We start from the raw sequence: 21,605 nt of genomic DNA on the forward strand, positions 1-21,605 counted from the left end.
GCTCCATCCCGCCGCTGCGGGGTGTATAAGGCGGGCGGCCTGCGGCAGCGCGCACCGCATCACATCGTGCCGAGAGACCTCAAGACAACGCTTCCGGAGCCTCCGTGTCGATTCAAGCCGCCCTGCACCACGTCACGCATTACCGCTACGACCGGCCGATCGCGCTGGGGCCGCAGACCATCCGCCTGCGCCCGGCGCCGCATGCCCGGACCAGGGTGCCGGCCTACGCGCTGAAGGTGAGCCCGGAGAACCACTTCATCAACTGGCAGCAGGATCCGGCCGGCAACTGGCTCGCCCGCCTCGTCTTTCCGGAGAAGACCACGGAGCTCCGCATCGAGGTCGATCTCACCGCCGACCTCGCGGTCATCAACCCGTTCGACTTCTTCGTCGAGCCCTATGCCGAGCGCCGTCCCTTCGACTACGAGGCGGAGCTGAAGGTCGCGCTCGCGCCCTACCTCGTCCTCGACGAGGCGCAGGGGCCGGAGATCGACGCCTTCCTCGCCGAGATCCCTGACGAGACCCACACGGTCACCTTTCTCGTGGCGCTCAACGAGCAGGTGCGCTCGCGCGTCGCCTATGGCGTGCGCATGGAACCCGGCGTGCAGACACCGGCCGAGACGCTGACCCTGAGGAGCGGCTCCTGCCGCGACTCCGCGTGGCTCCTCGTGCAGGTGCTGCGCCGGCTTGGTTTCGCCGCCCGCTTCGTCTCGGGTTACCTGATCCAGCTGGTGCCCGACACGACGGCGATCGACGGCCCAGCGGGCACGACGACCGACTTCACCGACCTGCATGCCTGGGCCGAGGTGTATCTGCCAGGCGCTGGCTGGATCGGCTTCGACGCCACCTCCGGCCTGCTCACCGGCGAGGGGCACATCCCGCTCGTGGCCACCGCCCACTACAACGCCGCCGCGCCGATCTCGGGGCTCGCCGAACCGGCCAAGGTCGAGTTCGCCTACGAGATGACGGTCAGCCGCGTCGCCGAGGCGCCGCGCATCACCAAGCCGTTCTCGGACGAGGTCTGGACCTCGATGGACGCGCTCGGCGAGCGCATCGACGCGGATCTCGCCGAGCAGGACGTACGCCTGACCATGGGCGGCGAGCCGACCTTCGTCTCGGTGGACGACTTCGAATCCCCCGAATGGAACGTCGCCGCCGTGGGGCCGACCAAGCGGGGCTTGGCCGACCAACTGATCCGTCGCCTGCGCGATCGCTTCGCACCCGGCGGCATGCTGCATTACGGCCAGGGCAAGTGGTATCCCGGCGAGAGCCTGCCGCGCTGGGCCTTCGCCCTCTACTGGCGCAAGGACGGCGTGCCGATCTGGAAGAACACCGAGCTGATTGCCGTCGAAGACGGCCCGAAGACCGCCACCATCGCGGATGCCGAGCGGCTGATCGGCACGCTCGCCGAGCGGCTCGAACTCGCCCGCTTCGTCATCCCGGCCTACGAGGACGCCGTCTACTGGCGGACTCGCGAGAGCGAGCTGCCGGTCAACGTCACGACCGCGGAACCACGGACCGGCAGCCCGGAGACCGATGCCCGGTTTGCGCGCGTGTTCGGGCGCGGCCTCGACACACCCGTCGGCTACGTGCTGCCGCTGGCCAACCTCGCGGCGGGGGAGGGCCGTGCCTGGATCTCGGAGGCCTGGAATTTCCGCCGCGGCGGCGCCTACCTGAACCCCGGCGACTCGCCGCTGGGCTTGCGCCTGCCACTTGGTTCGCTTCCCTACGTTCCGCCGGATTCCTACCCCTACTACCACCCGCAGGACCCGCTCGAAGCGCGCGGCGACCTGCCCGCCGAACCTGGCGGCCCCCGGGACGCCCCGCTGCCGAAAGGAGCCGACCGGGCCAACGGCGCCGGTCTGGAGGGCGTGGCCGTGCGCACCGCGCTGTCGGTCGAGCCGCGCGACGGCGTGCTCTGCGTGTTCATGCCGCCCCTGGAGCGGGCCGACGACTACATCGACCTCGTCGGACATCTCGAACGCGTCGCCGAGACCATCGGCCAGCCGATCCACATCGAGGGCTACGAGCCGCCCTACGATCCTCGTCTCTCGGTCATCAAGGTCACGCCCGATCCCGGCGTGATCGAGGTCAACGTCCACCCCGCCGCCTCCTGGCGCGAGGCGGTCGAGATCACCCGCGGCCTCTACGACGAGGCCCGCCAGACCCGCCTCGGGGCGGAGAAGTTCATGATCGACGGGCGCCATACCGGCACGGGGGGCGGCAACCACATCGTGCTCGGCGGCGCGACCCCGTCCGACTCGCCGTTCCTGCGCCGGCCGGACCTGCTGAAGAGCCTCGTGCTCTTCTGGCAGCGGCATCCCTGCCTCTCCTACCTGTTCGCCGGCCTCTATGTCGGCCCGACGAGCCAGGCGCCGCGCATGGACGAGGCGCGCCATGACGGGCTCTACGAGCTGGAAATCGCGCTGGCCCAGGTGCCGGGACCGGATGGGGGCAATATCCCGCACTGGCTGGTGGACCGGCTGTTCCGCAACATCCTCGCGGACGTGACCGGCAACACCCATCGCGCCGAGATCTGCATCGACAAGCTGTTCTCACCCGACGGCCCCACCGGCCGCCTCGGCCTCCTCGAATTCCGCTCCTTCGAGATGCCGCCGGATGCGCGCATGAGCCTCGCGCAGCAGGTGCTGTTGCGGGCCATCGTGGCGTGGCTCTGGCGCGAGCCGCAGACCGGCGGCTGTGTCCGCTGGGGCACGGCCCTGCACGATCGCTTCATGCTGCCGCATTTCCTCTGGGCCGACTTCCTCTCCGTGCTGGAAGACCTGCGCGCCGGCGGCTACGACTTCGACCCTCAGGCGTTCGCGGCACAGCGCGAGTTCCGCTTCCCCGTCTTCGGCCGAGTGGAGCAGGGCGGCGTCGGCCTCGAACTGCGCCAAGCGCTGGAGCCTTGGCACGTGCTGGGCGAAGAGGGGGCTGCCGGGGGAACCGTGCGCTTCGTGGACGCATCCGTCGAACGGCTTCAAGTGAAGGTCGAGGGCTTCGTCCCCGGCCGGCACGTGATCGCCTGCAATGGCCGACGCCTGCCGATGACGCCGACGGGCGCCAGCGGCGAGGCGGTCGCGGGCCTGCGCTTCAAGGCTTGGCAGCCGGCCTCCTCGATGCACCCGACGATCGCGCCGCACGGGCCGCTGACCTTCGACATCTTCGATTCCTGGAGCGGCCGCTCGCTCGGCGGCTGCCGCTACCATGTCAGCCATCCGGGCGGGCGCAACTACGACAGCTTCCCCGTCAACGCCTACGAGGCGGAGGGGCGCCGCCTCGCCCGCTTCGAGGCGATGGGCCACACCCCAGGCCAGCTCGCGATGCCGGCCGAGGAGCGTAACGGCGACTTCCCCCTGACCCTCGATCTCCGCACGCCTGCACCCCGATGACCGCTTCGGCTGCCCTCGCGGACGGGCCCCTGCCCGACGCCCCCGCCTGGGCGGCCGACGACCCGGCCGCACGCATGCGCCGCTGGACGGAGGGCTACGCGCCTCGTCCCGGCCTCGCCGACGAGCTGATGGATGCGGGGGGCGTCCTGCGTGGCGGCTGGCCGCGCTTCCTCGAGCGCTTGGCCGGACTCGACGACCGGGAGGTCGCCGCCCGGTTCCTCTCGGCCGAGCGGCATATCCGCGATGCGGGCATCTCCTACAGGGTCTACGGCGACGGGCGCGAGCATCCGTGGCCGCTCGGTTCGCTGCCTCTCGTCATCGACGCCGCCGACTGGGCGGAGCTGTCCGCCGGCATCGTCCAGCGCGCCGGCCTGATGGAGCGCATCGTCGCCGACATCTACGGCGCCGGCCGGCTCGTCGCGGAGGGCTTTTTGCCCGCGGGCGTGGTGGCTGGTCACCCTGAATTCCTACGGCCCGTTCACGGCATCGCCCCGCCCGGCGGGCGCTGGCTGCCGATCTACGCCGCGGATGTCGGCCGCGGCCCCGATGGGCGCTGGCAGGTCCTGGCCGACCGGACCCAGGCGCCCTCCGGCCTCGGCTACGCGCTGGAGAACCGGATGGTGCTCGCCCGCGCCTTCCCGGACCTTTTTGCCGATCTCCACGTCGAGCGCTTGCCCGGGTTCTTCCAGGCATTCCGCGCCGGGTTGGCCGCGTCCTGCGAGCGCAGCGATCCGCGCATCTGCCTGCTGACCTCGGGCCCCTATAGCAGCACCTATGTCGAGCAGGCCGCACTCGCCCGTTATCTCGGCTTCCTGCTGGTCGAGGGCGACGACCTCGTGGTGCGCGACGGGTTGCTGCACGTTCGGACCATCGCCGGGCTCAAGCGCACCGACGCGGTCTGGCGCCGAATCGACGCCGACTATCTCGACCCGATGGAGCTGCGCTCGGATTCGCGCCTCGGCGTACCCGGCATCCTCCAAGTGCTGCGCCGGGGCGGGGCGGTGGTCGGCAACATGCCGGGTTCGGGCGTGCTCGAATCGGCCGCGCTCGGCCCCTATCTGCCGGCCATCGCCCGGCGGCTCACCGGAGAGGAGTTGCGGCTCACCGCCCCCCGCACGTGGTGGTGCGGCAACCCGGACGGCCTTGCCCACGCTCTGGCCAACCTCGACCATCTGACGCTGCGCCCGGCAGCAACGCCCCTGCGCGGCCCGGAGCGTGATGCGATGCTCGCCGGCCCCGCCCTCGATGCCGCCCGCGCCCGCGCCGTGGCGTCCCTACGCGAGCGCCCGTTCGACTGGGTCGCCCAGGAGGCCGCGCCGCTCTCGACCATGCCGGCATGGCAGGACGGGCGCTTGGTGGCCCGCCCCTTCGTGATGCGCGTCTTCGCCGCCGCCACGCCGGAGGGCTGGCGGGTGCTACCGAGCGCGTTCTGCCGCGTCGCCGAGCGCGAGGGCGCCGACCCGAGCGAGATGCGCGCCGGCATCCGCTCGGCCGATGTCTGGGTGTTGTCCGACACCCCCGTCGACACGCCGTCCCTGGTGCACGCGAGTACGCCGCGCATCCGCCGCATCGCCGGCCACCTGCCGTCGCGGGCGGCCGACAACCTGTTCTGGTTCGGGCGCTACCTGGAGCGGGCGGAGGCGGTGATCCGCCTCGTCCAGGCTCATCTCGGCGTCTTCACCGAGGCCGTCGCCGCCGAAGCCTCCGGCGACGAAGGCGCACAGAGTGCGCTCGCGATCCGCGCCCTTCTCAAGGATTGGGGCTCGGTGAGCGCGGCCGGTCTGAGCCCCGCGGCACTCGCCCAGGAGGCCCTGTCGGGCAAGACCGTCTACGGCTCGGCCCTGTCCCACGTGCTGGAGGCCCGGCGCATTGCAGCCTCCCTGCGCGAGCGGCTGCCGACGGAATCCTGGCGGGCGCTGGCCGATCTGCGCGATACCCTGGTCTACGCCGAGGGCTGGGCACCGACCGAGGCGCAGCTCTTCGGCAAAGCCGAGCGGGCACTCGGGCATCTCGCCGCGCTCACCGGCCTGATCCACGAGAATATGGGCCACGCCGCCGGCTGGCGCTTTGCCGATATGGGCCGGCGCATCGAGCGGGCGATCAACACCTGCGGCTTCGCCCTGCACTTCTGCGGCCCGCAAGCGAGCGCCGAGGATCTCGGCGTGATGCTCTCACTGGCCGATTCGCAGATCGCCTACGGGGCGCGCTACCTCGTCGGCGTCAGCCGCGACGCGGTCTGCGACATGGCGGTGCTCGACCCCAACAATCCCCGCTCGGTCGCCTACCAGCTCCAGGCGATCACCGCCCATCTCGATGCCCTGCCGGCGCTGGCCGCCGACGGGTTGCCCGAGCCGCATCGCCGCCGGGCGCTGGCGCTCGCGGTCACGTTTCAGACGGCGGAGGCCGCCCAGTTCGACACCGAGACCCTGGAGCGTTTCGAGGCGGATCTGGAGGGCCTCGCCAACGGAATCGCCGGCCGCTATTTCCCCAACGGCCCCGACGCCCTGCGGCCCGAGAAGCTCACGGGTCTCGCTTGATCTATACCCTGCGGCACCTGACGACCTACCGCTATGCCCGGACCGTCCGTTTCGCGCGCTGCAACCTGCGCCTGCGCCCCCGCGACGGCGAGGGTCAGCGGGTGCTGGAGAGTGCGCTTCACGTCGCGCCTGAGCCGACGCGCTGCCTGGAGCGGCGCGACTTCTTCGGCCTCAACACCCTGACCGTGACCCTCGACGAGCCGCACCGCGCGTTCGCGGTCGAGGCCGTCTCCCGCGTCGCGGTGGAGCGGCCGGCCCCACCGCCGCCCGAGGCCGGCCCGGCCTGGGAGAGGGTGCGGGAGGCCGCCTTGGCGCTGCCCTCGCTCGGACCGGACGGGCCAGCGCATTTCCAGTTCCCGAGCCAGCGGGTGCCGCTCGTGCCCGAGGTGACGGATTACGCGCGCAAGAGCTTTTCGCCCGGACGCAGCGCGCTGGGCGGCGCGGTCGAACTGATGCACCGGATCCGCGACGATTTCCGCTTCGATGCCAAGGCCACCACCGTCTCGACGCCCCTGGCGGAGGCCTTCACCTTGAAGGCGGGCGTCTGCCAGGACTTCGCCCACGTGATGATCGCCGGCCTGCGCGGCCTCGGCCTGCCGGCAGCCTATGTCAGCGGCTACCTGCGCACCCGGCCGCCGCCGGGCCGGCCGCGCCTGCGCGGGGCGGATGCCAGCCACGCCTGGGTCGCGCTGTGGTGCGGCGCGGATGAGGGCTTGGGGGAGAGCGGCTGGATCGGCCTCGACCCGACCAATGCCTGCATCGTGCGTGACGACCACATCGTGGTGGCCCGCGCCCGCGACTACGCCGACGTCGCACCGATCGATGGGATCGTCGCCTCGGCCGGAGCGCAGAAGCTCAGCGTCGAGGTCGACGTCATCCCCGAGGACGAGGCGGCCTGACGGCCGACACGGTCAGCCGCCGACCCGCGCGTCCCATCCCGCCATCGCCAGTTGGGCGACCGCCTCCAACTCGGGCCGGCTCGCGCCGTCGCGGGTCTGGAGCGACAGGCCGCCCTGCACCGTCATGACGTAACGGGCGAGGGCCGGGATATCGGCTGAGGCGCTCAGTTCGCCCTCCGCCGCCGCACGGCTCAGCCGCTCCGCGACCGCCTCGAAGCCGCGGGCGCGGGCCGCCCTTACGCATTCACCGAGTTCCGTGTGCCCCTCGCTACCGACGGCCGAGAGCGTCACCATGCAGCCACGCGGTTCATCGGGCGCGCAGACCTCGGTCAGGGCGGCGGCCGTGTCCATCAGCAACGCTTCGACGGCCGCGCGGGCGGTCGGGGCCCCGGTGAAATTCCCCCAGACGCGCGCCTCGTACTGCTCGCGGTAGTGGCGCAGGGCCTCGGCGTAGAGCCCTTCCTTCGAGCCGAACGCGGCGTAGAGGCTCGGCGAGCCGATCCCCATCGCCGCGGTCAGCTCGGAGATGGAAGTCGCCGCAAAGCCCTTGCGCCAGAACAGGTGCATGGCCTGGGTCAGGGCCGCATCCCGGTCGAAGGCCCGCGGCCGGCCGCGGCCGCGAGGCGGCAGGTCACCAGGGGAGGGAGCCGGCCCTGAATTCTGCATCGTTCGTTCTATAATTCGCTTGACCCCGGCTCGCAACGCTCATAGCCATTTCTGTGTCGTTCGATACAGAAAGAGCAGTCGATGAGTGAACTGGCAGGCAAGCGCGCCCTCGTCACCGGCGCCTCCCGCGGGATCGGTGCCGCCATCGCCCTGGCGCTGGCGGAGCGCGGCGCGGATGTGGCGATCACCTACGAGCGCTCGGCCGAGCGGGCCGCGGAGGTCGTCCGCGCCGTCGAGGGACAAGGCCGCCGCGGCCTCGCCATCCAGGCCGACAGCGCCGACGCCGCGGCGGTGAAGCGCTCGGTCGATGCGGCTGCCGCGGAACTCGGCGGCCTCGACATCCTCGTGAACAATGCCGGCATCGCCCGCGGAGGCCCGGTCGCGGAGATGCCGCTCGCCGACATCGACGCGCTTCTCGCCGTCAACGTCCGCTCGGTGGTGCTGGCCTCGCAGGCGGCGATCCCGCATCTCGGGGAGGGCGGGCGGATCATCTCCATCGGCTCGTCGCTCGGCGAGCGGGTGCCCTTTGCGGGCGTGACGGTCTACTCGATGACGAAGTCCGCCCTGTTGTCGTTCACCCGCGGGTTGGCGCGCGAAGTCGGGCCTCGAGGCATCACCGTGAACCTCGTGCAGCCGGGATCGACCGACACCGACATGAACCCGGCGGACGGGGCGCAGGCGGACCTTCAGCGCGCCATGACCGCGCTCGGCCATTACGGCCGGCCCGAGGACGTGGCCGCCGCCGTCGCCTTCCTGGCAAGCCCGGCCGCACGGCAGATCACGGGCACCATCCTCACGGTCGATGGCGGCACCAACGCCTGACCGACCCCTGCGGCTCGGAGACGATCCGGGCCGCCGCTCTCAGCCGGACACCCCGGCCCGATAGAGGCGCCCACGCTCGGTCCAGGCCACGACGAGCAGGGCCAGCGCGCCGAGCAGGGCGTAGCCGTAGGCGACCGGCATCACCGTGCCGTCGAAGGCGTGTCCGATCAAGAAGCCGCAGAAGGCGCCCAGGATCGTGGTGTAGAAGCCGAGGAAGGACGAAGCCGTGCCTGCGATCGCCCCGAGCGGCTGCAGCGCCAGCGCGTTGAAGTTCGGCAGGGCGAAGCTGATCAGGAACTGGTTGAGCGCCAGCACCGAAAGGAACAGCACCAGCGGCGGATGCCCCTGGTAGTGCAAGCCGATGCCGACCTGCAGAAGGCCGACCGCGGTGAAGGCGGTGACGCCCGCATGCGAGAGCGTGCGCATGCCGAGCCGGCGCACGACGCGGGAATTGATCAGCGTCGCCGCGCCCATGGCACCGGCCACGACGCCGAAGGCGACCGGAAACAGCCCGCCGAGATGGTAGAGCCCGGTGTCGAACACCTGCTGGGCCGAGCCGACATAGCCCATGATGCAGCCCGTCAGCAGGCCGAGCGCTGTCGCGTAGCCGATCGCCGCGCGGGTGCGCAGCACCGTCAGCAGCGCCTGGCCCGTCGCCCTCAGCGAGAGCGGGCGGCGGTATTCGGGGTGCAGCGTCTCGGGCATCCGCAGGGCGAACCACAGCGTGAGGATTCCGCCGAGCGCCAGCATCGACACGAAAACGTAGATCCACGAGCCGAGCAGCAGCATGGTCGCGCCGATCGCCGGCCCGAGCATCGGCACGATCAGGAACACCATCATGATGAGTGACATCACGCTCGCCATCTCGCGACCCGAGAAGCGGTCGCGCACGATCGCGGTCGAGAGCACCCGGCCGCCCGCCGCGCCCATGCCCTGGATGATCCGCGAGGCGAGCAGCCACTCGTAGCTCGGTGCCAGCATCGAGAGGATGCAGCCGGCGGTATAGATGCCGAGGCTGATCAGCAGGGTCGGCCGCCGCCCCAGCGCGTCCGAGACCGGCCCGTGGACGATCTGCGCCACGCCGAAGCCGATCATGTAGACGTAGACGAGAAGCTGCAGGCTGTTGGGGTCGGCGACCGAGAATCGCTCCTGGATCAGCGGAAAGGCCGGCAGCAGGTTGTCGATCGACATGGCGGTGACCGCCATCATCAGGGCGACGATGCCGACGAACTCGGCGAAACCCGGCCCGACCCAAGGGGGCGTCGTCGCGGGCGCACTCGCGAGTGCACTCGGCAGACTGCCCGGCTCGGCCTCGGAGGCAGGGCTGCCGGGGACCGGCCGAGGGAAGGATGTCACGGTCGACAATGCTTTCGAGAGCGCCGCCGCTTCGGATCGGACGCGGGCGGAGCAGGGGAATCGTGTGTCGTAACCTCGAAGGAGCCGGCGCGGTCCCCGCCGAAACGGCGGGGACTTCGCCTGCGCAGCGCCTATTTCGGCTGCCCGTCGCCGTCGCCCATCGCCGCGCTGAGCCGGGCGTAGTTCTTCGTCACCAGGGCGATGTTGGATTGCGAGGGCTTGGCCGGCTCGCCCGCGGCAAGCGCCTCTTCGATCTCCTTGACCGCTTCGGCCTTCTCCTTGGCGGGCATCCCCTTGTCGGCCTGCACCGCCGCGAGTTGCTTCTTCAGGAGCGGCGCGGCGCCGACATAGCTCTTCGTCTCGGGATCGATCCCGCCGAGCACCGCATCGACGGTGTCGCTGGCATCCTGATACGCCTCGAGGCTCGCGAATCCGTTCCGCTTCACAATCGCCTCGGCTTGGCCCTGAGCGCCTTCCTCGGCCTTCGGGTCGGGCTTGTCGGGCGCGCCGCCGGACAGCTTGGCGAGTTCGGGTTGCGCGGCGAGGAGACCGTCGATCTGGCCTTGCGTCAGCGCGATTTCCTTGCCCGGCTCCGGCGCCCCGGCCAGCGCGCGATCCTGCGGCGCAGCGGGCGGCTTCGCCTGGGCGAGCGCAGCGCCAGGAACGAGCACGGCTCCGGTGAGGGTGGCTCCGGCGAGGAGTGCGGAGAAGGAAGCGGCGCGCAGGCTGCGCGAAAGGATCGTCATGATCGTCGGCCTCATGTCTCGTCGGCGGCGTCCGGGGGGACATCCCGCGCGCGACGCGGGGTTCGCCCGGGCCCGGCGCTTCTCGCAACGGGTCGCGGCGAAACCGTGATCGCATGCCGGGCGCCCCCGGCGCCGTGCGCGATCGCGGAGACGGCGGCGCCACGCCACGGCCGCAAAGGCGGCCTCTGTTCCGCGCCGATCCGTCGGCCTCAAGGAGATAGCAGCCCGTGAGCCATGCATTCGCGTGCCCGCGCCGCATGCTGACCGTCCTCGCGGCGCTGTCAGCCGCTCTCATGACGCTGGCGATCCCTTCGGCGCGCGCCGAGGAGGATTTCGCCGAGCGGGCGCACGCCCTCGTCGCCCCCTACATCGAGGCCGGCCTGTTCTCCGGCGTCATCCTCGTGGCGAAGGATGGGCAACCGGTCTTCCGCCGGGCCTACGGCCTTGCCGACCGTGAGTGGGAGATCCCCAACACGCCGCAGACCCATTTCCGCATCGGCTCGCTCACCAAGGCCTTCACCGCGGCGGCCGTCCTGAAGCTCGCGGAGGCCGGGCGGCTCGGTCTCGACGATCCGATCCGCCGCTGGGTCCCCTCCGTGCCGGAAGCTTGGGCGGGGGTGAGCCTGCGGCACCTGCTCCAGCACCGCTCCGGCATCATCAACTTCACGGCGCTGCCCAACTACTACGACCAGATCGCCCGGGTCGATCACACGCCGGCGCAGATCGTGGCGCTGACCAGCGGTGACCCGCTGCTGTTCCCGCCGGGCGAGCGCTTCGAGTACAGCAACACCAACTACGTGCTGCTCGGCATGGTGATCGAGGCGGCCTCAGGTCTCTCCTACGAGGCCTATCTGCGCGAAACCATTCTGGCGCCGCTGGGCCTGAAGGAGACCGGCTACGACGACCTGACCGTCGTCCTGCCGCGGCGGGCGGCCGGTTACCGGCGGGGGCGGGCGCAATGGCGCAACGCCGTGCCGATGGCGGCGAGCTCGGCCTTTGCTGCGGGCGCGCTCTACTCGACGGTGGACGACCTGCTGGCCTGGGACGAGGCGCTTGCCGGTCCGCGCCTGCTCTCCGAGTCCTCGCGCGCGGCGATGTTCGACGATCGCGGCACCGGCTACGGCCTCGGCTGGTTCGTCTCGCGCGCCTTCGGCAAGCCCGGCGAACCGGCGAGCGGCCACCACGTCGTCGGCCATGCCGGCTCGATCCCCGGCTTCCTCTCGATCAACGATATCTATCCCGACGAACGGCTCACGGTGATCGTGCTCTCGAACACCGAGACCGCACCGGCCCAGAAGATCGCCCGCGACCTCGCCGCACTCCGTTTCGGCCATTACGAGGCGCCCGAGGAGATCGTGCTGGAGGACCTGATCCTCGACCGCTATCCCGGCACCTACCGCCTCGGACCCCGTGCCTTCCTCACGGTCGCTCGCGCGGGCAGGGGCCTGACGGCGCGGCTGGACGGGCCCGGCCTGCGCGAACCCGCCTTTCCCTTCGTGCCCGAAAGCGACCGCACCTTCGTCAGCCCCGTCGCCGACATGCGCCTCACCTTCGAGACGGAGCCCGACGGCACCCCAACCGGGGTGATCCTGCATCGCGACCGCCGCGACCGGACCGGACCGCGCGTGACCGAGGCGGAGGCGCGGACCAGCCTCGCCGAGCCGCCACGAGAGCACCGCGAGGTCGCCATCGATCGTTCCGGCCTGACGGCATTCGCCGGTCGCTACACCCTGGCGCCGGGCCACGAGATCGCGGTGACCGTCGAGGACGGGCGGATCTTCGCGCAAGCGCCCAGGCAGCCGCGCAACGAACTCTTTCCGGAGGCCGAGCGCGCCTTCTTCCTGCGCGCGCTCGATGCGCAGATCACCTTCACCGCGGACGAGGCGGGCCGCATCACCGGCCTGATCCTACACCAGAACGGCTTTGAGACCGACGCGCCCCGATTGCCCGAGGAGGGCGGCCCGGCCTCACGCCTTGGACCAAGGGCGGGGTCGCCACCGGACCCGAAAGGGTCTAACTGATGGGCCTGCCGCACGCATCGGCAGCGGCCTCGCCGCTCCGCGGCGACCGGCGAAAACAGTTGCGAAAACAATCAAGTCGGCGGCCGCCAGAAGCCGCGTTGGCCAAAAGTCCACCTTGATCAGACGGGGCGACTGCTCTTGTCTCCCGCGATAACGCGGCAAAGCGGTCGACGAACGAGCGCAATGGAGGAAACGCGATGAACAAGCCCGAATTCCTGGCTGACGCCAAGACCAAGTCCCCCTTCTCGGCGCGCTACGACAACTTCATCGGCGGCCAGTGGGTCGCCCCTGTCGGCGGCCGCTACTTCGAGAACACCTCCCCCATTACCGGCAAGGTGATCTGCGAGGTCGCCCGCTCCGATGCGCAGGACATCGAGAAGGCGCTCGATGCCGCTCATGCCGCCAAGGACGCCTGGGGCCGCAGCGCACCGGCCGAGCGCGCCCGCATCCTCAACAAGATCGCCGACCGGATGGAGGAGAACCTCGATCTGATCGCGCTCGCCGAGACCTGGGACAACGGCAAGCCGATCCGCGAGACCACCGCCGCCGACATCCCGCTCGCCATCGACCACTGGCGCTACTTCGCGAGCTGCGTCCGCGCCCAGGAAGGCGCGATCTCGGAGATCGACCACGACACGGTGGCCTACCACTTCCACGAGCCGCTCGGCGTCGTCGGCCAGATCATCCCCTGGAACTTCCCGATCCTGATGGCGGTGTGGAAGCTCGCTCCGGCGCTCGCCGCCGGCAACTGCGTGGTGCTGAAGCCCGCCGAGCAGACCCCGGCCTCGATCCTCGTCGTGCTGGAGCTGATCGGCGACCTGCTGCCGCCGGGCGTGATCAACGTCGTCAACGGCTTCGGCCTCGAGGCCGGCAAGCCCCTGGCCTCCTCGCCCCGCATCGCCAAGATCGCCTTCACGGGTGAGACGACCACCGGTCGCCTCATCATGCAGTACGCCTCGCAGAACCTGATTCCGGTGACGCTCGAACTCGGTGGCAAGTCGCCGAACATCTTCTTCGGGGATGTCGCCAACGAGGACGACGACTTCTTCGACAAGGCGCTCGAAGGCTTCACCATGTTCGCCCTCAACCAGGGCGAGGTCTGCACCTGCCCGAGCCGCGCGCTGGTGCACGAGTCGATCTACGACCGCTTCATCGAGCGCGCGATTAAGCGTGTCGAGGCGATCACGCAGGGGAGCCCTCTGGACCCGGCGACCATGATCGGCGCGCAGGCCTCCTCCGAGCAGCTCGAGAAGATCCTGAGCTACGTCGATATCGGTAAGCAGGAGGGCGCCGAGTGCCTCACCGGTGGCGCCCGCGGCACCCGCGAGGGCGATCTCGCCGACGGCTTCTACATGCAGCCGACGGTGTTCAAGGGCCACAACAAGATGCGGATCTTCCAGGAGGAGATCTTCGGGCCCGTCCTCTCGGTCACGACCTTCAAGGACGACGAGGAGGCGCTCTCCATCGCCAACGACACGCTCTACGGACTCGGTGCCGGCGTGTGGACCCGCGACGGAACCCGCGCCTACCGTTTCGGCCGCGCGATCCAGGCCGGCCGCGTCTGGACGAACTGCTACCACGCCTACCCGGCCCACGCGGCCTTCGGCGGCTACAAGCAGTCCGGCATCGGCCGCGAGACCCACAAGATGATGCTCGATCACTACCAGCAGACCAAGAACATGCTGGTCAGCTACTCCTCGAAGAAGCTCGGGTTCTTCTAAGCCTCTTCGGAAACGCTCGAGACCACCTTCAACCCCCGGCCGAAAGGCCGGGGTTTTTTGTTGTCGGAGCCGCAGCGGCGCCGGCAACAGGGGTTCGGCGCCCGATTTCGCGGTTCGGTCTCGATGCGGGAGCGGACGTGCCCGTTCATCCTGCACAGGCTCGGCCGGCGGCTCGATCAGGCACCCTGCCAGACATGCGCGGCCTCGGCAGCGAAATCGCGATAGCTGCGCGGGGCACGGCCCAGCAGGGCCGCGAAGCGCGCGACCTCGGCGGCGCTCGCTGAGGCGCCTTCCTCCTGGTAGCGGCGCATCATCACGCGCAGATCGTAGGCGAGCCAGGCGGGAGCAAACCCACGCAGGCGGCTTTCCAACCCGTCGAGGTCGTCGCCGCCGTAACGCACGTCGCGTCCCAGCACCTCCGCCCACACCGCGGCGATCGACTGCCCCGTGAGGGCATCCGGCCCGACGAGCTCGTAGGTCTCGGCCGGGAGCGGCGCCGCGGAGCGGTCGCGATGCAGGAGCTCGCGCGCCGCGACCTCGGCGATGTCGCGCGTGTCGACCATCGAGATTCCCCGGCCGCCGATCGGCGACCCGTACACGCCGGCGCCGAGGAGTGGGTCCTTCTGGGAGACGTCGTTCTGCATGAAGTAGGCGGGCCGCAACACCGTGGCCGGCAGATCAAGAGCTGCGATCATGCGCTCGACAGCGTGCTTGCCGGTAAAATGGGGCGCATCGACAAAGGCCTCGCCCCGGTAGACCGAAAGGTAGACGATGCCGCGCACGCCCGCATCCCGGGCCAGGTTGAGGGCCGTGATGGCCTGGGTCAGCTCGTCCGGGATGTTGGCGACGAGCAGGAACAGAGTGTCGATGCCGGTGAGCGCCGCGCGCAAGGCATCGATGTCGGTGAGGTCGCCGCGGGCGGTCTCGACACCGGCGGGGAAGCGCGCCGTCTCGGGCGAGCGGGTCAGAGCGCGGACCGACGCGCCGGATCCGGCGAGGTGACCGATGACGGAGGAGCCGATGCGGCCGGTGGCACCGGTGACGAGGATGGTCATTGCCGTTCTCCTGGTTGAGCTGGGCGGTCCGCTGCGGGCCGCCACCGATGACCGGAAGATGTGCCGTTCCCCTTGCGAGCCATAGACGGCAAGATCGGGACTGGGTGTCTCGGAACTGGAACGGCCATGGACCTCTCGGCGCTCTCGGACTTCCATCTCGTCGCCAGCCACGGCGGCTTCGGCCGTGCCGCGCGGGCGAGCGGCCGACCGAAGGCGACGCTGTCGCGTCGCGTGGCGGAACTCGAGGCGAGCTTGGGCGCTCGGTTGATCGAACGAGGAGAACGCAGCCTGCGTCTGACCGAGGCGGGGGCCCTCCTGCACAGCCGCACCGGACCGCTGCTCGGCGAGATCGCGGAGGCCGGCGCGGCCGTCAGTGGTGGCATGGATCGGCCGCGCGGGCGCCTGCGGGTGAGTGCGCCGCTGCTTCTCTCGGATACCGCGCTCGGACGCATCGCCGCCCGCTTCGTGCGCGCCTATCCCGAGGTCGATCTGGCGATCCGCTCGGAGGATCGCCTCGTCGATCCGGTGGAGGAGGACTTCGATGTCGTCATCCGGGTAAACCCGAGGCCGGACGAGCGCTTGGTCGGCCGCTGCGTGCTGCGCGACGCTCCCTGGCTCGTGGCTGCCGCCGACGCCGTCCGCCCGGATATGATGGCGGATGGCGGGCCGATCCCGCTCCCCAGCGTGGTACGCTCGGAACCGCGACCCGGCGAGGTCTGGACCGTGCGCGAGGGCTCCTCGCACATCGCCTACGCGCCCGTACCGGTTCTGCGGCTGTCCTCGCTGCCGATGCTGCGCGACGCCGTGGTCGAGGGTGCCGGTGCCGCGGTGCTTCCGCGCTCCCTCGTGGGAGGCGACGTCGCGGCGGGTCGGCTGACGCGCTGGGGCTTGCTCGAAGGTCCGTCGAACGAGGTCTGGGCGTTGCACACCTCGCGCCGGCTGGTCAGCCCGAAGGTGTCGGCCTTCGTGTCATACCTGGCGGAAGAGCTTCAGCCCTCCGACAGACATTCCACCGTGCCTCATCCCTAGAGCATCGTCCTGATTTCGGATCCGGGACGATGTTCTTGCCTCTTGTTTCGGCATCGAGTTTTTTTTCGAAGGCCGCTGGCTCTCTTGCGGGACGATGCTCGAGCACCCGACCGAGCACTTGAGTGCTGCGCCCGGTGTGCCAGAGGCTCAGCCTCCCTCGGACGAGGTCGCGATCCGGCCGAGCTCCGTCATCTCCGCGTCCGGCAGCGCCAGGTTGGCGGCGGCCAAGTTCTCCCGCAAATGCGCGACCGAGGACGTGCCGGGAATCAGCAGGATGTTGGGCGCGCGGCGCAGGAGCCAGGCGAGCGCGACCTCCATCGGGGTCGCGCCGAGCCGCGCGGCGACCTGAGACAGCGTCGTCGATTGCAGCGGGCTGAAGCCCCCGAGCGGGAAGAACGGGACGTAGGCGATCCCGGCAGCCGCGAGGTCGTCGACGAGCGCGTCGTCCGCCCGATGCGCGAGGTTGTACGCGTTCTGGACGCAGACGATGTCGGCGATCCTCCGCCCCTCGGCGACCTGCCGAGCCGTCACGTTGCTGAGCCCGATCCGGCGCACCAGACCCTGGCGCTGAAGATCCGCCAGAACCGTGAGCGGCGCTTCGATGGAGCCCTCTGCCGGCCCCGTCACGTCGAACATGATGCGCAGGTTGACGACATCGAGCGCGTCCAGGCCGAGATTGCGCAGGTTGTCGTGAACAGCGCGGGTGAGATCCTCGGCCGAGAAGGCCGGATTCCACGAAGCGTCCGCCCCCCGCTTCGCACCGATCTTGGTGACGATGACGAGATCGTCCGGATAGGGATAGAGCGCCTCCCGGATGAGCTGATTGGTCACGTGCGGGCCGTAGAAGTCGCTCGTGTCGATGTGGTTCACGCCGGAGGCCACGGCCTCGCGCAGGACGGCGATGGCGCCGTCCCGATCCTTCGGCGGGCCGAACACGTGCGGCCCGGCGAGTTGCATCGCACCGTAGCCCAGGCGGTTCACCGTACGATCACCCAGGGTGTAGGTGCCGGCTCGGCCGAGATCGTTCATCGGGGTCTCTCCTGTTTGACGCCCATGGATCTAGACGGTGCCGAACCGCGCGATAATACAGCTCAATCAGCACAGGTTGTGCGAGGAAACGAACAATGTCGGGGGATCTCGGAGACCTCGCCGCCTTCGTCGTCGTCGCGGAGGCGGGCGGCTTTCGCGACGGCGCGCGGGCCAGCGGCATGAGCGCGTCCGGGTTGAGCGAGGCCGTGCGCCGTCTGGAGCAGCGGCTGGGCGTCCGTCTTCTCAACCGCACGACGCGCAGCGTCGCCCCGACCGAGGCCGGGATGCGTCTCTTGGAGCGTCTGACGCCGGCCCTTGGCGCGGTCGAGGCGGCACTCGACGTCGTCAACGGTTTTCGCGAACGGCCGGCCGGCACGCTCCGGCTCAACGTGCCGGTCAGCGCGGCGCGGCTGGTCCTGCCCAAGATCGTGCCGCCTTTCCTCGCCGCCTATCCGGACATCCGCCTCGACGTGATCGCCGAGGACAGCTTCGTCGACGTTCTGGCCGCTGGCTGCGATGCCGGAATCCGCTACGACGAGCGGCTTGAGCAGGACATGATCGCCGTCTCGATCGGCCCGCGGGAGCAGCGATTCGCCACGGCCGCCGCGCCGGCCTATCTCGATCGGCAGGGTCGCCCGGAGCACCCGCGCGAGCTTCTGAACCATGCCTGCATCGGCGGCCGCTTCGCGAGCGGCAGGAAGACGGAATGGGAGTTCGAGCGGGACGGGGAGACCGTGCGCATCGATCCAAGCGGGCCGCTCACCGTGCGCGTCGGTACGGCCACCGACCTCGCGGTCGACGCGGCGATCGCCGGTGTCGGCGTCCTCACCCTGTTCGAGGACTGGCTGCAGCCGCATCTCGACAGCGGTGCCCTGGAACCCGTTCTGGAGCCGTGGTGGCCGCGCTTCTCCGGCCCGTTTTTGTACTATCCCGGCCGCCGCTACCTTCCCGCACCGCTCCGAGCTTTCATCGACTTCATCGGCCTGCAGCGGCGCGCATCCGAACGTCGCGGGCGGGGCTCCGCTCCGTTCGCCGACGCGGTGAGGACCGGACGGCGTGATCAGCCTTGAAGCCGGATCAGGATCGCACGGCCGCCCTCCACCAGCACCTCGGCCGGCATCGGATGACTCAGAAAGCCCGTCGGGCTCGCGGTCAGTCCGTAGGCGCCCGATTGCAGCACGGCGACGAGGTCGCCCTCGGCAAGCGGCGGCAGCGGCGCGGCCCGCGCCAGCATGTCGAGCGGCGTGCAGAGCGGGCCGACGACGGCCGTGGCGCTGGGCTCCACGCCCCCGCCGTCCACGACCGCCGCCAAGGGAAAGTCGCGTTTGACGATCTGGCCGAGATTACCGCTCGCGGCGAGATGGTGATGCATGCCGCCGTCGGTGATGACGAAGCGGGTACCGCGGGAATCCTTGACCGCCAGCACCCGCGCCACGTAGACGCCCGCCGGCCCGACCAGGTAGCGGCCGGGCTCCAGAACCACCCGGGCCGAGGCCAGCCCAGGGTCGGCGCGCAGCGTGGCGATCAGGTCGGGCAGCCCGGCGCGGAGCGTGCCGAGGTCGAGGGCGGCGTCACCGGAAAAGTACGGGATGCCGAGGCCACCGCCGAGGTCGATCGTCTCCAGCGGGCGGCCGGTCCTGCGTACGATCCGCGCGGCGAGGCCGAGGCCGTAGGTCCACTGACCGAGCAGGGTCTCCGCCTTCAGCCCCTGCGTGCCCGCGAAGAGGTGAAGCCCGATGAGGCGAAGCGAGGCTTGCGCCTCCACCGCGTCGATGGCGGCGTCCATCTCCTCCTCGTCGAAGCCGAAGGGCGAGGGCTTGCCGCCCATCCGCATCGCCCCGCCCTGGGCGGTGGCGCCGGGGTTGATCCGCAGGGCCACCCGCACCGTCACCCCGTGGCGCTCGGCGGAGGCGGCCACCCGAGCCAACTCCTCGCGGTTTTCGAGGTGGATCTCGCCGATGCCGCCGGCGATCACCCGGTCGAGGTCGGCCGCGCCCTTGCCCGGTCCCGCGAACAGGATCTTTTCGGGCGGGACACCGGCCTCAACTGCTGCCGCGAACTCGGCGCCGGAGGCGATCTCAGCCCCCGCACCCTCCTCATGGAAGACGCGGATCACGGCTGGGCTCGGATTCGCCTTCACGGAAAAATCGACCTCCGCGAAGCCGGCCACCGCCTCGTGCAGCGCCCGGTAGGTCCGTCGCATCGTCCCGGAATCGTAGACGAAGAGCGGCGTGCCGAACTTTTTTGCCAGCTCGGTCAGCGGCAGGCCGCCGACATGTAGGACGCCGCCCGAATCGCGCGAGAAATTCTCGGCGATCAGTGCTGCGGCGAGATCGGGAGCGTCAGCCATCGGCCCTAGATTTCCGCCGCCGCGCGCTCGGCGGTCAGCCGCTTGTAATCGACCTTGCCGTTGGGCGTGGTCGGAAGGGCGGCCACCGCCTCGATCGTGCGGGGCACGAGATGGGGCGCCAACGCCGTGCGCAAGGCCTGCAGCACGCTTGCCGTGCCCGGTGCGCCCTCGGCGGGGACGGTGACCGCGTGAATACGCTGACCGAGGCTCGGATCGGGCAGGCCGATCACGGCCGCCGCGCGGAACGCGCCGGTCTCCATCAGTGCCGCCTCGACCTCGGTCGGGCTCACGCGAAAACCTTGTGTCTTGATCATCGTGTCCTCTCGACCGATGAACCGGAAGAAGCCGTCCGCATCCTCCACCACGAGGTCGCCGGATCGGCAAACGAGACCCGGCTCAGTGCCCGGCCGTGGGAAAGGATCCGGCACCAGCACGCGGGCGGTGTCCTCCGGCCGTTTCCAGTACCCCATCGAGACGGTAGGGCCGCGGTGGTGCAGGATACCGGGCACGCCCGGTCGCGCCCGGCGCCCGTCGGGGGTGAGCGCGAAAATCTCGGTCTCGGGGATGGCGCGGCCGATCGAGTCGGGGCGCCGGTCGATCTCGTCGGGCGGCAGGTAGGTCGAGCGGAAGGCTTCCGTGAGGCCGTACATCAGCACGACGGCCGTGTGGGGTAGCCGGGCACGCAGGCGCGCGATGGTCGGCAGGGCGAGGCTGCCGCCGGAATTGGTGATCGCGCGCAGCGCCGAAAGGTCGGCCTTGGCCAGATGCGGTGCGGCGCGCGTCAGCAGCGTCCACAGCGTCGGCACGCCCGCGAGCAGGGTGATGCGATGGACTTCCAGCGCCCGCACCACGTCGTCGCCGAGCCGCGGCGTCAGGAGAACGATTTGCGCGCCCTGCTCCACGCTCGTGAGGAGCTGGTTGAGGCCGTAATCGAACGAGAACGGCAGCACCGAGAGGATCCGGTCGCCGGGTCCGATCCCGAGATAGGTCCGCACGATGCGGGTGCCGGCGATCAGGTTGGCGTGGGAGAGCATCACGCCCTTGGGCAGGCCGGTCGAGCCCGAGGTGTAGAGGATCGCCGCCAGTCCGGCGGGGGCCGGCTCGCCGGGCAGCAGGGCGGCGCCGTCCTCCGCTATCTCTTCGATCAGGACGCGCAATCCCGAAAGGTCGTCGAGCGCCCCCTCCAGCCCGGCGGCGTGGGCCGGGTCGGTCAGCAGCGCCCGCGCGCCGCTGTCGGCGACGATGTGGTGGACCTGGCGCGGGCGCAACGACGGATGGATCGGCACGAACACGCCGCCGGCGGCGCTGACCGCGAAGATCGCGACGCATTCGCGGAGCGACTTCGGCAGGAGGATCGCGACCCGGTCGCCCGGCGCGAGCCCGAGGCCGCGCAGACGCTCCGCCAGCGCGGCGACGCGGGTCCGGAAGGCGCCGTATGTGAGGGTCTCGGCCTCCTCGACGACGGCCGGGTGATCGTCCGCGCCGGCTCCTTCGAGCAGGTGGTGCAGCAGCGTCGGGGCCATGGGACGGATCAGGCGGGGGTCAGACGTCGGAACGCCGGTCGTCGATGAAATGGGCCAGCGTATCGACGCTGGCGAAGTTGGCGAGGTCGAAGCTGTCCTCGTCGATCTCGACGCCGAAGCGGTCGCCGAGATGCATCATCAGGTCGAGGATGCCGATCGAATCGAGCGCATCGCTGGTCACGAGGGAGGTCTCCCCGGTGACGGCGCCGGGGGGAAGGCCCGGGTTGCGGGCCGCGATGAAGGCGAAGATCGCCTCCCGCACGTCGGCCATCGACTGAACCACGGCTACTCGACCCCTCGAACCGTCCTGCGCTGGTCTCGGGTTGCGGACTTAAGCCCAACGCAAGGGCAAGTCCATGGTGGGTCCGTGGTTCATGGACGATCCCCAGGCATCCGTCATTTCACCCGGTCCGCTTAACCGGCGATTCACGCTGGCACCCGAGGCTTCCCGATATTCCTCTC

16 protein-coding genes are annotated in these 21,605 nt (G+C 70.4%); 8 read left to right on the plus strand and 8 right to left on the minus strand.

What is annotated here, in order from left to right:
• Positions 1 to 104: 104 nt before the first annotated feature.
• The 3 genes from FHU13_RS13835 to FHU13_RS13845 are packed head-to-tail and all read left to right on the plus strand — an operon-like array spanning position 105 to position 6,825.
• Complete coding sequence (locus FHU13_RS13835; RefSeq protein ID WP_183436461.1) at positions 105 to 3,389, plus strand: DUF2126 domain-containing protein; 3,285 nt, start codon at positions 105 to 107, stop codon at positions 3,387 to 3,389.
• Positions 3,386 to 5,926 carry a circularly permuted type 2 ATP-grasp protein gene (locus FHU13_RS13840; RefSeq protein ID WP_183436462.1) on the plus strand — a complete coding sequence of 847 codons (2,541 nt, stop codon included), beginning with the start codon at positions 3,386 to 3,388 and terminating at the stop codon, positions 5,924 to 5,926. Before FHU13_RS13835 ends, FHU13_RS13840 begins: the two co-directional genes overlap by 4 nt.
• Positions 5,923 to 6,825 (plus strand): transglutaminase family protein, encoded by a 903-nt coding sequence (locus tag FHU13_RS13845; protein WP_183436463.1) that lies wholly within the window; start codon positions 5,923 to 5,925, stop codon positions 6,823 to 6,825. The genes FHU13_RS13840 and FHU13_RS13845 overlap by 4 nt, the downstream gene beginning before the upstream one ends.
• Positions 6,826 to 6,837: 12 nt before the next feature.
• On the opposite strand, the gene FHU13_RS13850 is transcribed toward FHU13_RS13845, so the two are convergent.
• Positions 6,838 to 7,491 (minus strand): TetR/AcrR family transcriptional regulator, encoded by a 654-nt coding sequence (locus FHU13_RS13850; protein ID WP_183436464.1) that lies wholly within the window; start codon positions 7,489 to 7,491, stop codon positions 6,838 to 6,840.
• A gap of 81 nt (positions 7,492 to 7,572) precedes the next feature.
• On the opposite strand from FHU13_RS13850, the gene FHU13_RS13855 reads away from it, so the two are divergent.
• On the plus strand, positions 7,573 to 8,313 hold the full coding sequence (locus tag FHU13_RS13855; protein ID WP_183436465.1) for an SDR family oxidoreductase: 741 nt from the start codon (positions 7,573 to 7,575) through the stop codon (positions 8,311 to 8,313).
• Between the two features lie 39 nt (positions 8,314 to 8,352).
• Here FHU13_RS13855 and FHU13_RS13860 read toward each other — a convergent pair whose 3' ends face one another.
• The gene (locus FHU13_RS13860) at positions 8,353 to 9,519 is read right to left on the minus strand and encodes a multidrug effflux MFS transporter (protein WP_183436625.1); all 1,167 of its coding nucleotides are present in this window, start codon (positions 9,517 to 9,519) and stop codon (positions 8,353 to 8,355) included.
• A 281-nt stretch (positions 9,520 to 9,800) separates the two neighbouring features.
• Complete coding sequence (locus tag FHU13_RS13865) at positions 9,801 to 10,415, minus strand: hypothetical protein (RefSeq protein WP_183436466.1); 615 nt, start codon at positions 10,413 to 10,415, stop codon at positions 9,801 to 9,803.
• Positions 10,416 to 10,642: 227 nt separating this feature from the next.
• On the opposite strand from FHU13_RS13865, the gene FHU13_RS13870 reads away from it, so the two are divergent.
• Together FHU13_RS13870 and adh are read left to right on the plus strand one after the other, a co-directional pair.
• On the plus strand, positions 10,643 to 12,436 hold the full coding sequence (locus tag FHU13_RS13870; protein WP_312889587.1) for a serine hydrolase: 1,794 nt from the start codon (positions 10,643 to 10,645) through the stop codon (positions 12,434 to 12,436).
• 197 nt (positions 12,437 to 12,633) lie between these two features.
• The gene (adh, locus tag FHU13_RS13875) at positions 12,634 to 14,157 is read left to right on the plus strand and encodes an aldehyde dehydrogenase (RefSeq protein WP_183436467.1); all 1,524 of its coding nucleotides are present in this window, start codon (positions 12,634 to 12,636) and stop codon (positions 14,155 to 14,157) included.
• Between the two features lie 176 nt (positions 14,158 to 14,333).
• Here adh and FHU13_RS13880 read toward each other — a convergent pair whose 3' ends face one another.
• Positions 14,334 to 15,212, minus strand: a complete 879-nt coding sequence (locus FHU13_RS13880) for an NmrA/HSCARG family protein (RefSeq protein ID WP_183436468.1) — start codon at positions 15,210 to 15,212, stop codon at positions 14,334 to 14,336.
• A 126-nt stretch (positions 15,213 to 15,338) separates the two neighbouring features.
• Between FHU13_RS13880 and FHU13_RS13885 the strand changes: the two genes are divergently transcribed.
• Positions 15,339 to 16,241 carry a LysR family transcriptional regulator gene (locus tag FHU13_RS13885; RefSeq protein ID WP_183436469.1) on the plus strand — a complete coding sequence of 301 codons (903 nt, stop codon included), beginning with the start codon at positions 15,339 to 15,341 and terminating at the stop codon, positions 16,239 to 16,241.
• 147 nt (positions 16,242 to 16,388) lie between these two features.
• Here the strand turns inward: FHU13_RS13885 and FHU13_RS13890 are convergent, their stop codons facing one another.
• Positions 16,389 to 17,270 (minus strand): aldo/keto reductase family oxidoreductase, encoded by an 882-nt coding sequence (locus tag FHU13_RS13890; protein WP_183436470.1) that lies wholly within the window; start codon positions 17,268 to 17,270, stop codon positions 16,389 to 16,391.
• Positions 17,271 to 17,365: 95 nt separating this feature from the next.
• On the opposite strand from FHU13_RS13890, the gene FHU13_RS13895 reads away from it, so the two are divergent.
• Entirely contained in the window at positions 17,366 to 18,340 is a 975-nt protein-coding gene (locus FHU13_RS13895; RefSeq protein WP_246714659.1) for a LysR family transcriptional regulator, read from the plus strand.
• Here FHU13_RS13895 and FHU13_RS13900 read toward each other — a convergent pair.
• Genes FHU13_RS13900 through FHU13_RS13910 form a run of 3 tightly spaced genes read right to left on the minus strand, consistent with a single transcriptional unit; the run spans position 18,331 to position 21,414 of the window.
• Positions 18,331 to 19,620, minus strand: coding sequence for a type III PLP-dependent enzyme (locus tag FHU13_RS13900; RefSeq protein WP_183436471.1), 1,290 nt, complete (start codon positions 19,618 to 19,620; stop codon positions 18,331 to 18,333). The two genes, FHU13_RS13895 and FHU13_RS13900, sit on opposite strands and share 10 nt — an antisense overlap.
• Before the next feature lie 5 nt (positions 19,621 to 19,625).
• Complete coding sequence (locus FHU13_RS13905) at positions 19,626 to 21,143, minus strand: AMP-binding protein (RefSeq protein WP_183436472.1); 1,518 nt, start codon at positions 21,141 to 21,143, stop codon at positions 19,626 to 19,628.
• 19 nt (positions 21,144 to 21,162) lie between these two features.
• Positions 21,163 to 21,414 carry an acyl carrier protein gene (locus tag FHU13_RS13910; RefSeq protein ID WP_183436627.1) on the minus strand — a complete coding sequence of 84 codons (252 nt, stop codon included), beginning with the start codon at positions 21,412 to 21,414 and terminating at the stop codon, positions 21,163 to 21,165.
• Positions 21,415 to 21,605: the final 191 nt, after the last annotated feature.

This window comes from Methylobacterium sp. R2-1 (assembly GCF_014191355.1).
Lineage (GTDB): Bacteria > Pseudomonadota > Alphaproteobacteria > Rhizobiales > Beijerinckiaceae > Methylobacterium.

Bases quoted from the DNA above. Each gene is read 5' to 3' on its own strand.
- FHU13_RS13840 (WP_183436462.1), top strand. From the start codon at position 3,386: ATGACCGCTTCGGCTGCCCTCGCGGACGGGCCCCTGCCCGACGCCCCC.
- FHU13_RS13850 (WP_183436464.1), bottom strand. From the start codon at position 7,491: ATGCAGAATTCAGGGCCGGCTCCCTCCCCTGGTGACCTGCCGCCTCGC.
- FHU13_RS13895 (WP_246714659.1), top strand. From the start codon at position 17,366: ATGTCGGGGGATCTCGGAGACCTCGCCGCCTTCGTCGTCGTCGCGGAG.
- FHU13_RS13890 (WP_183436470.1), bottom strand. From the start codon at position 17,270: ATGAACGATCTCGGCCGAGCCGGCACCTACACCCTGGGTGATCGTACG.
- FHU13_RS13900 (WP_183436471.1), bottom strand. From the start codon at position 19,620: ATGGCTGACGCTCCCGATCTCGCCGCAGCACTGATCGCCGAGAATTTC.
- FHU13_RS13865 (WP_183436466.1), bottom strand. From the start codon at position 10,415: ATGACGATCCTTTCGCGCAGCCTGCGCGCCGCTTCCTTCTCCGCACTC.
- adh (WP_183436467.1), top strand. From the start codon at position 12,634: ATGAACAAGCCCGAATTCCTGGCTGACGCCAAGACCAAGTCCCCCTTC.
- FHU13_RS13880 (WP_183436468.1), bottom strand. From the start codon at position 15,212: ATGACCATCCTCGTCACCGGTGCCACCGGCCGCATCGGCTCCTCCGTC.
- FHU13_RS13855 (WP_183436465.1), top strand. From the start codon at position 7,573: ATGAGTGAACTGGCAGGCAAGCGCGCCCTCGTCACCGGCGCCTCCCGC.
- FHU13_RS13885 (WP_183436469.1), top strand. From the start codon at position 15,339: ATGGACCTCTCGGCGCTCTCGGACTTCCATCTCGTCGCCAGCCACGGC.
- FHU13_RS13910 (WP_183436627.1), bottom strand. From the start codon at position 21,414: ATGGCCGACGTGCGGGAGGCGATCTTCGCCTTCATCGCGGCCCGCAAC.
- FHU13_RS13905 (WP_183436472.1), bottom strand. From the start codon at position 21,143: ATGGCCCCGACGCTGCTGCACCACCTGCTCGAAGGAGCCGGCGCGGAC.
- FHU13_RS13860 (WP_183436625.1), bottom strand. From the start codon at position 9,519: ATGGCGGTCACCGCCATGTCGATCGACAACCTGCTGCCGGCCTTTCCG.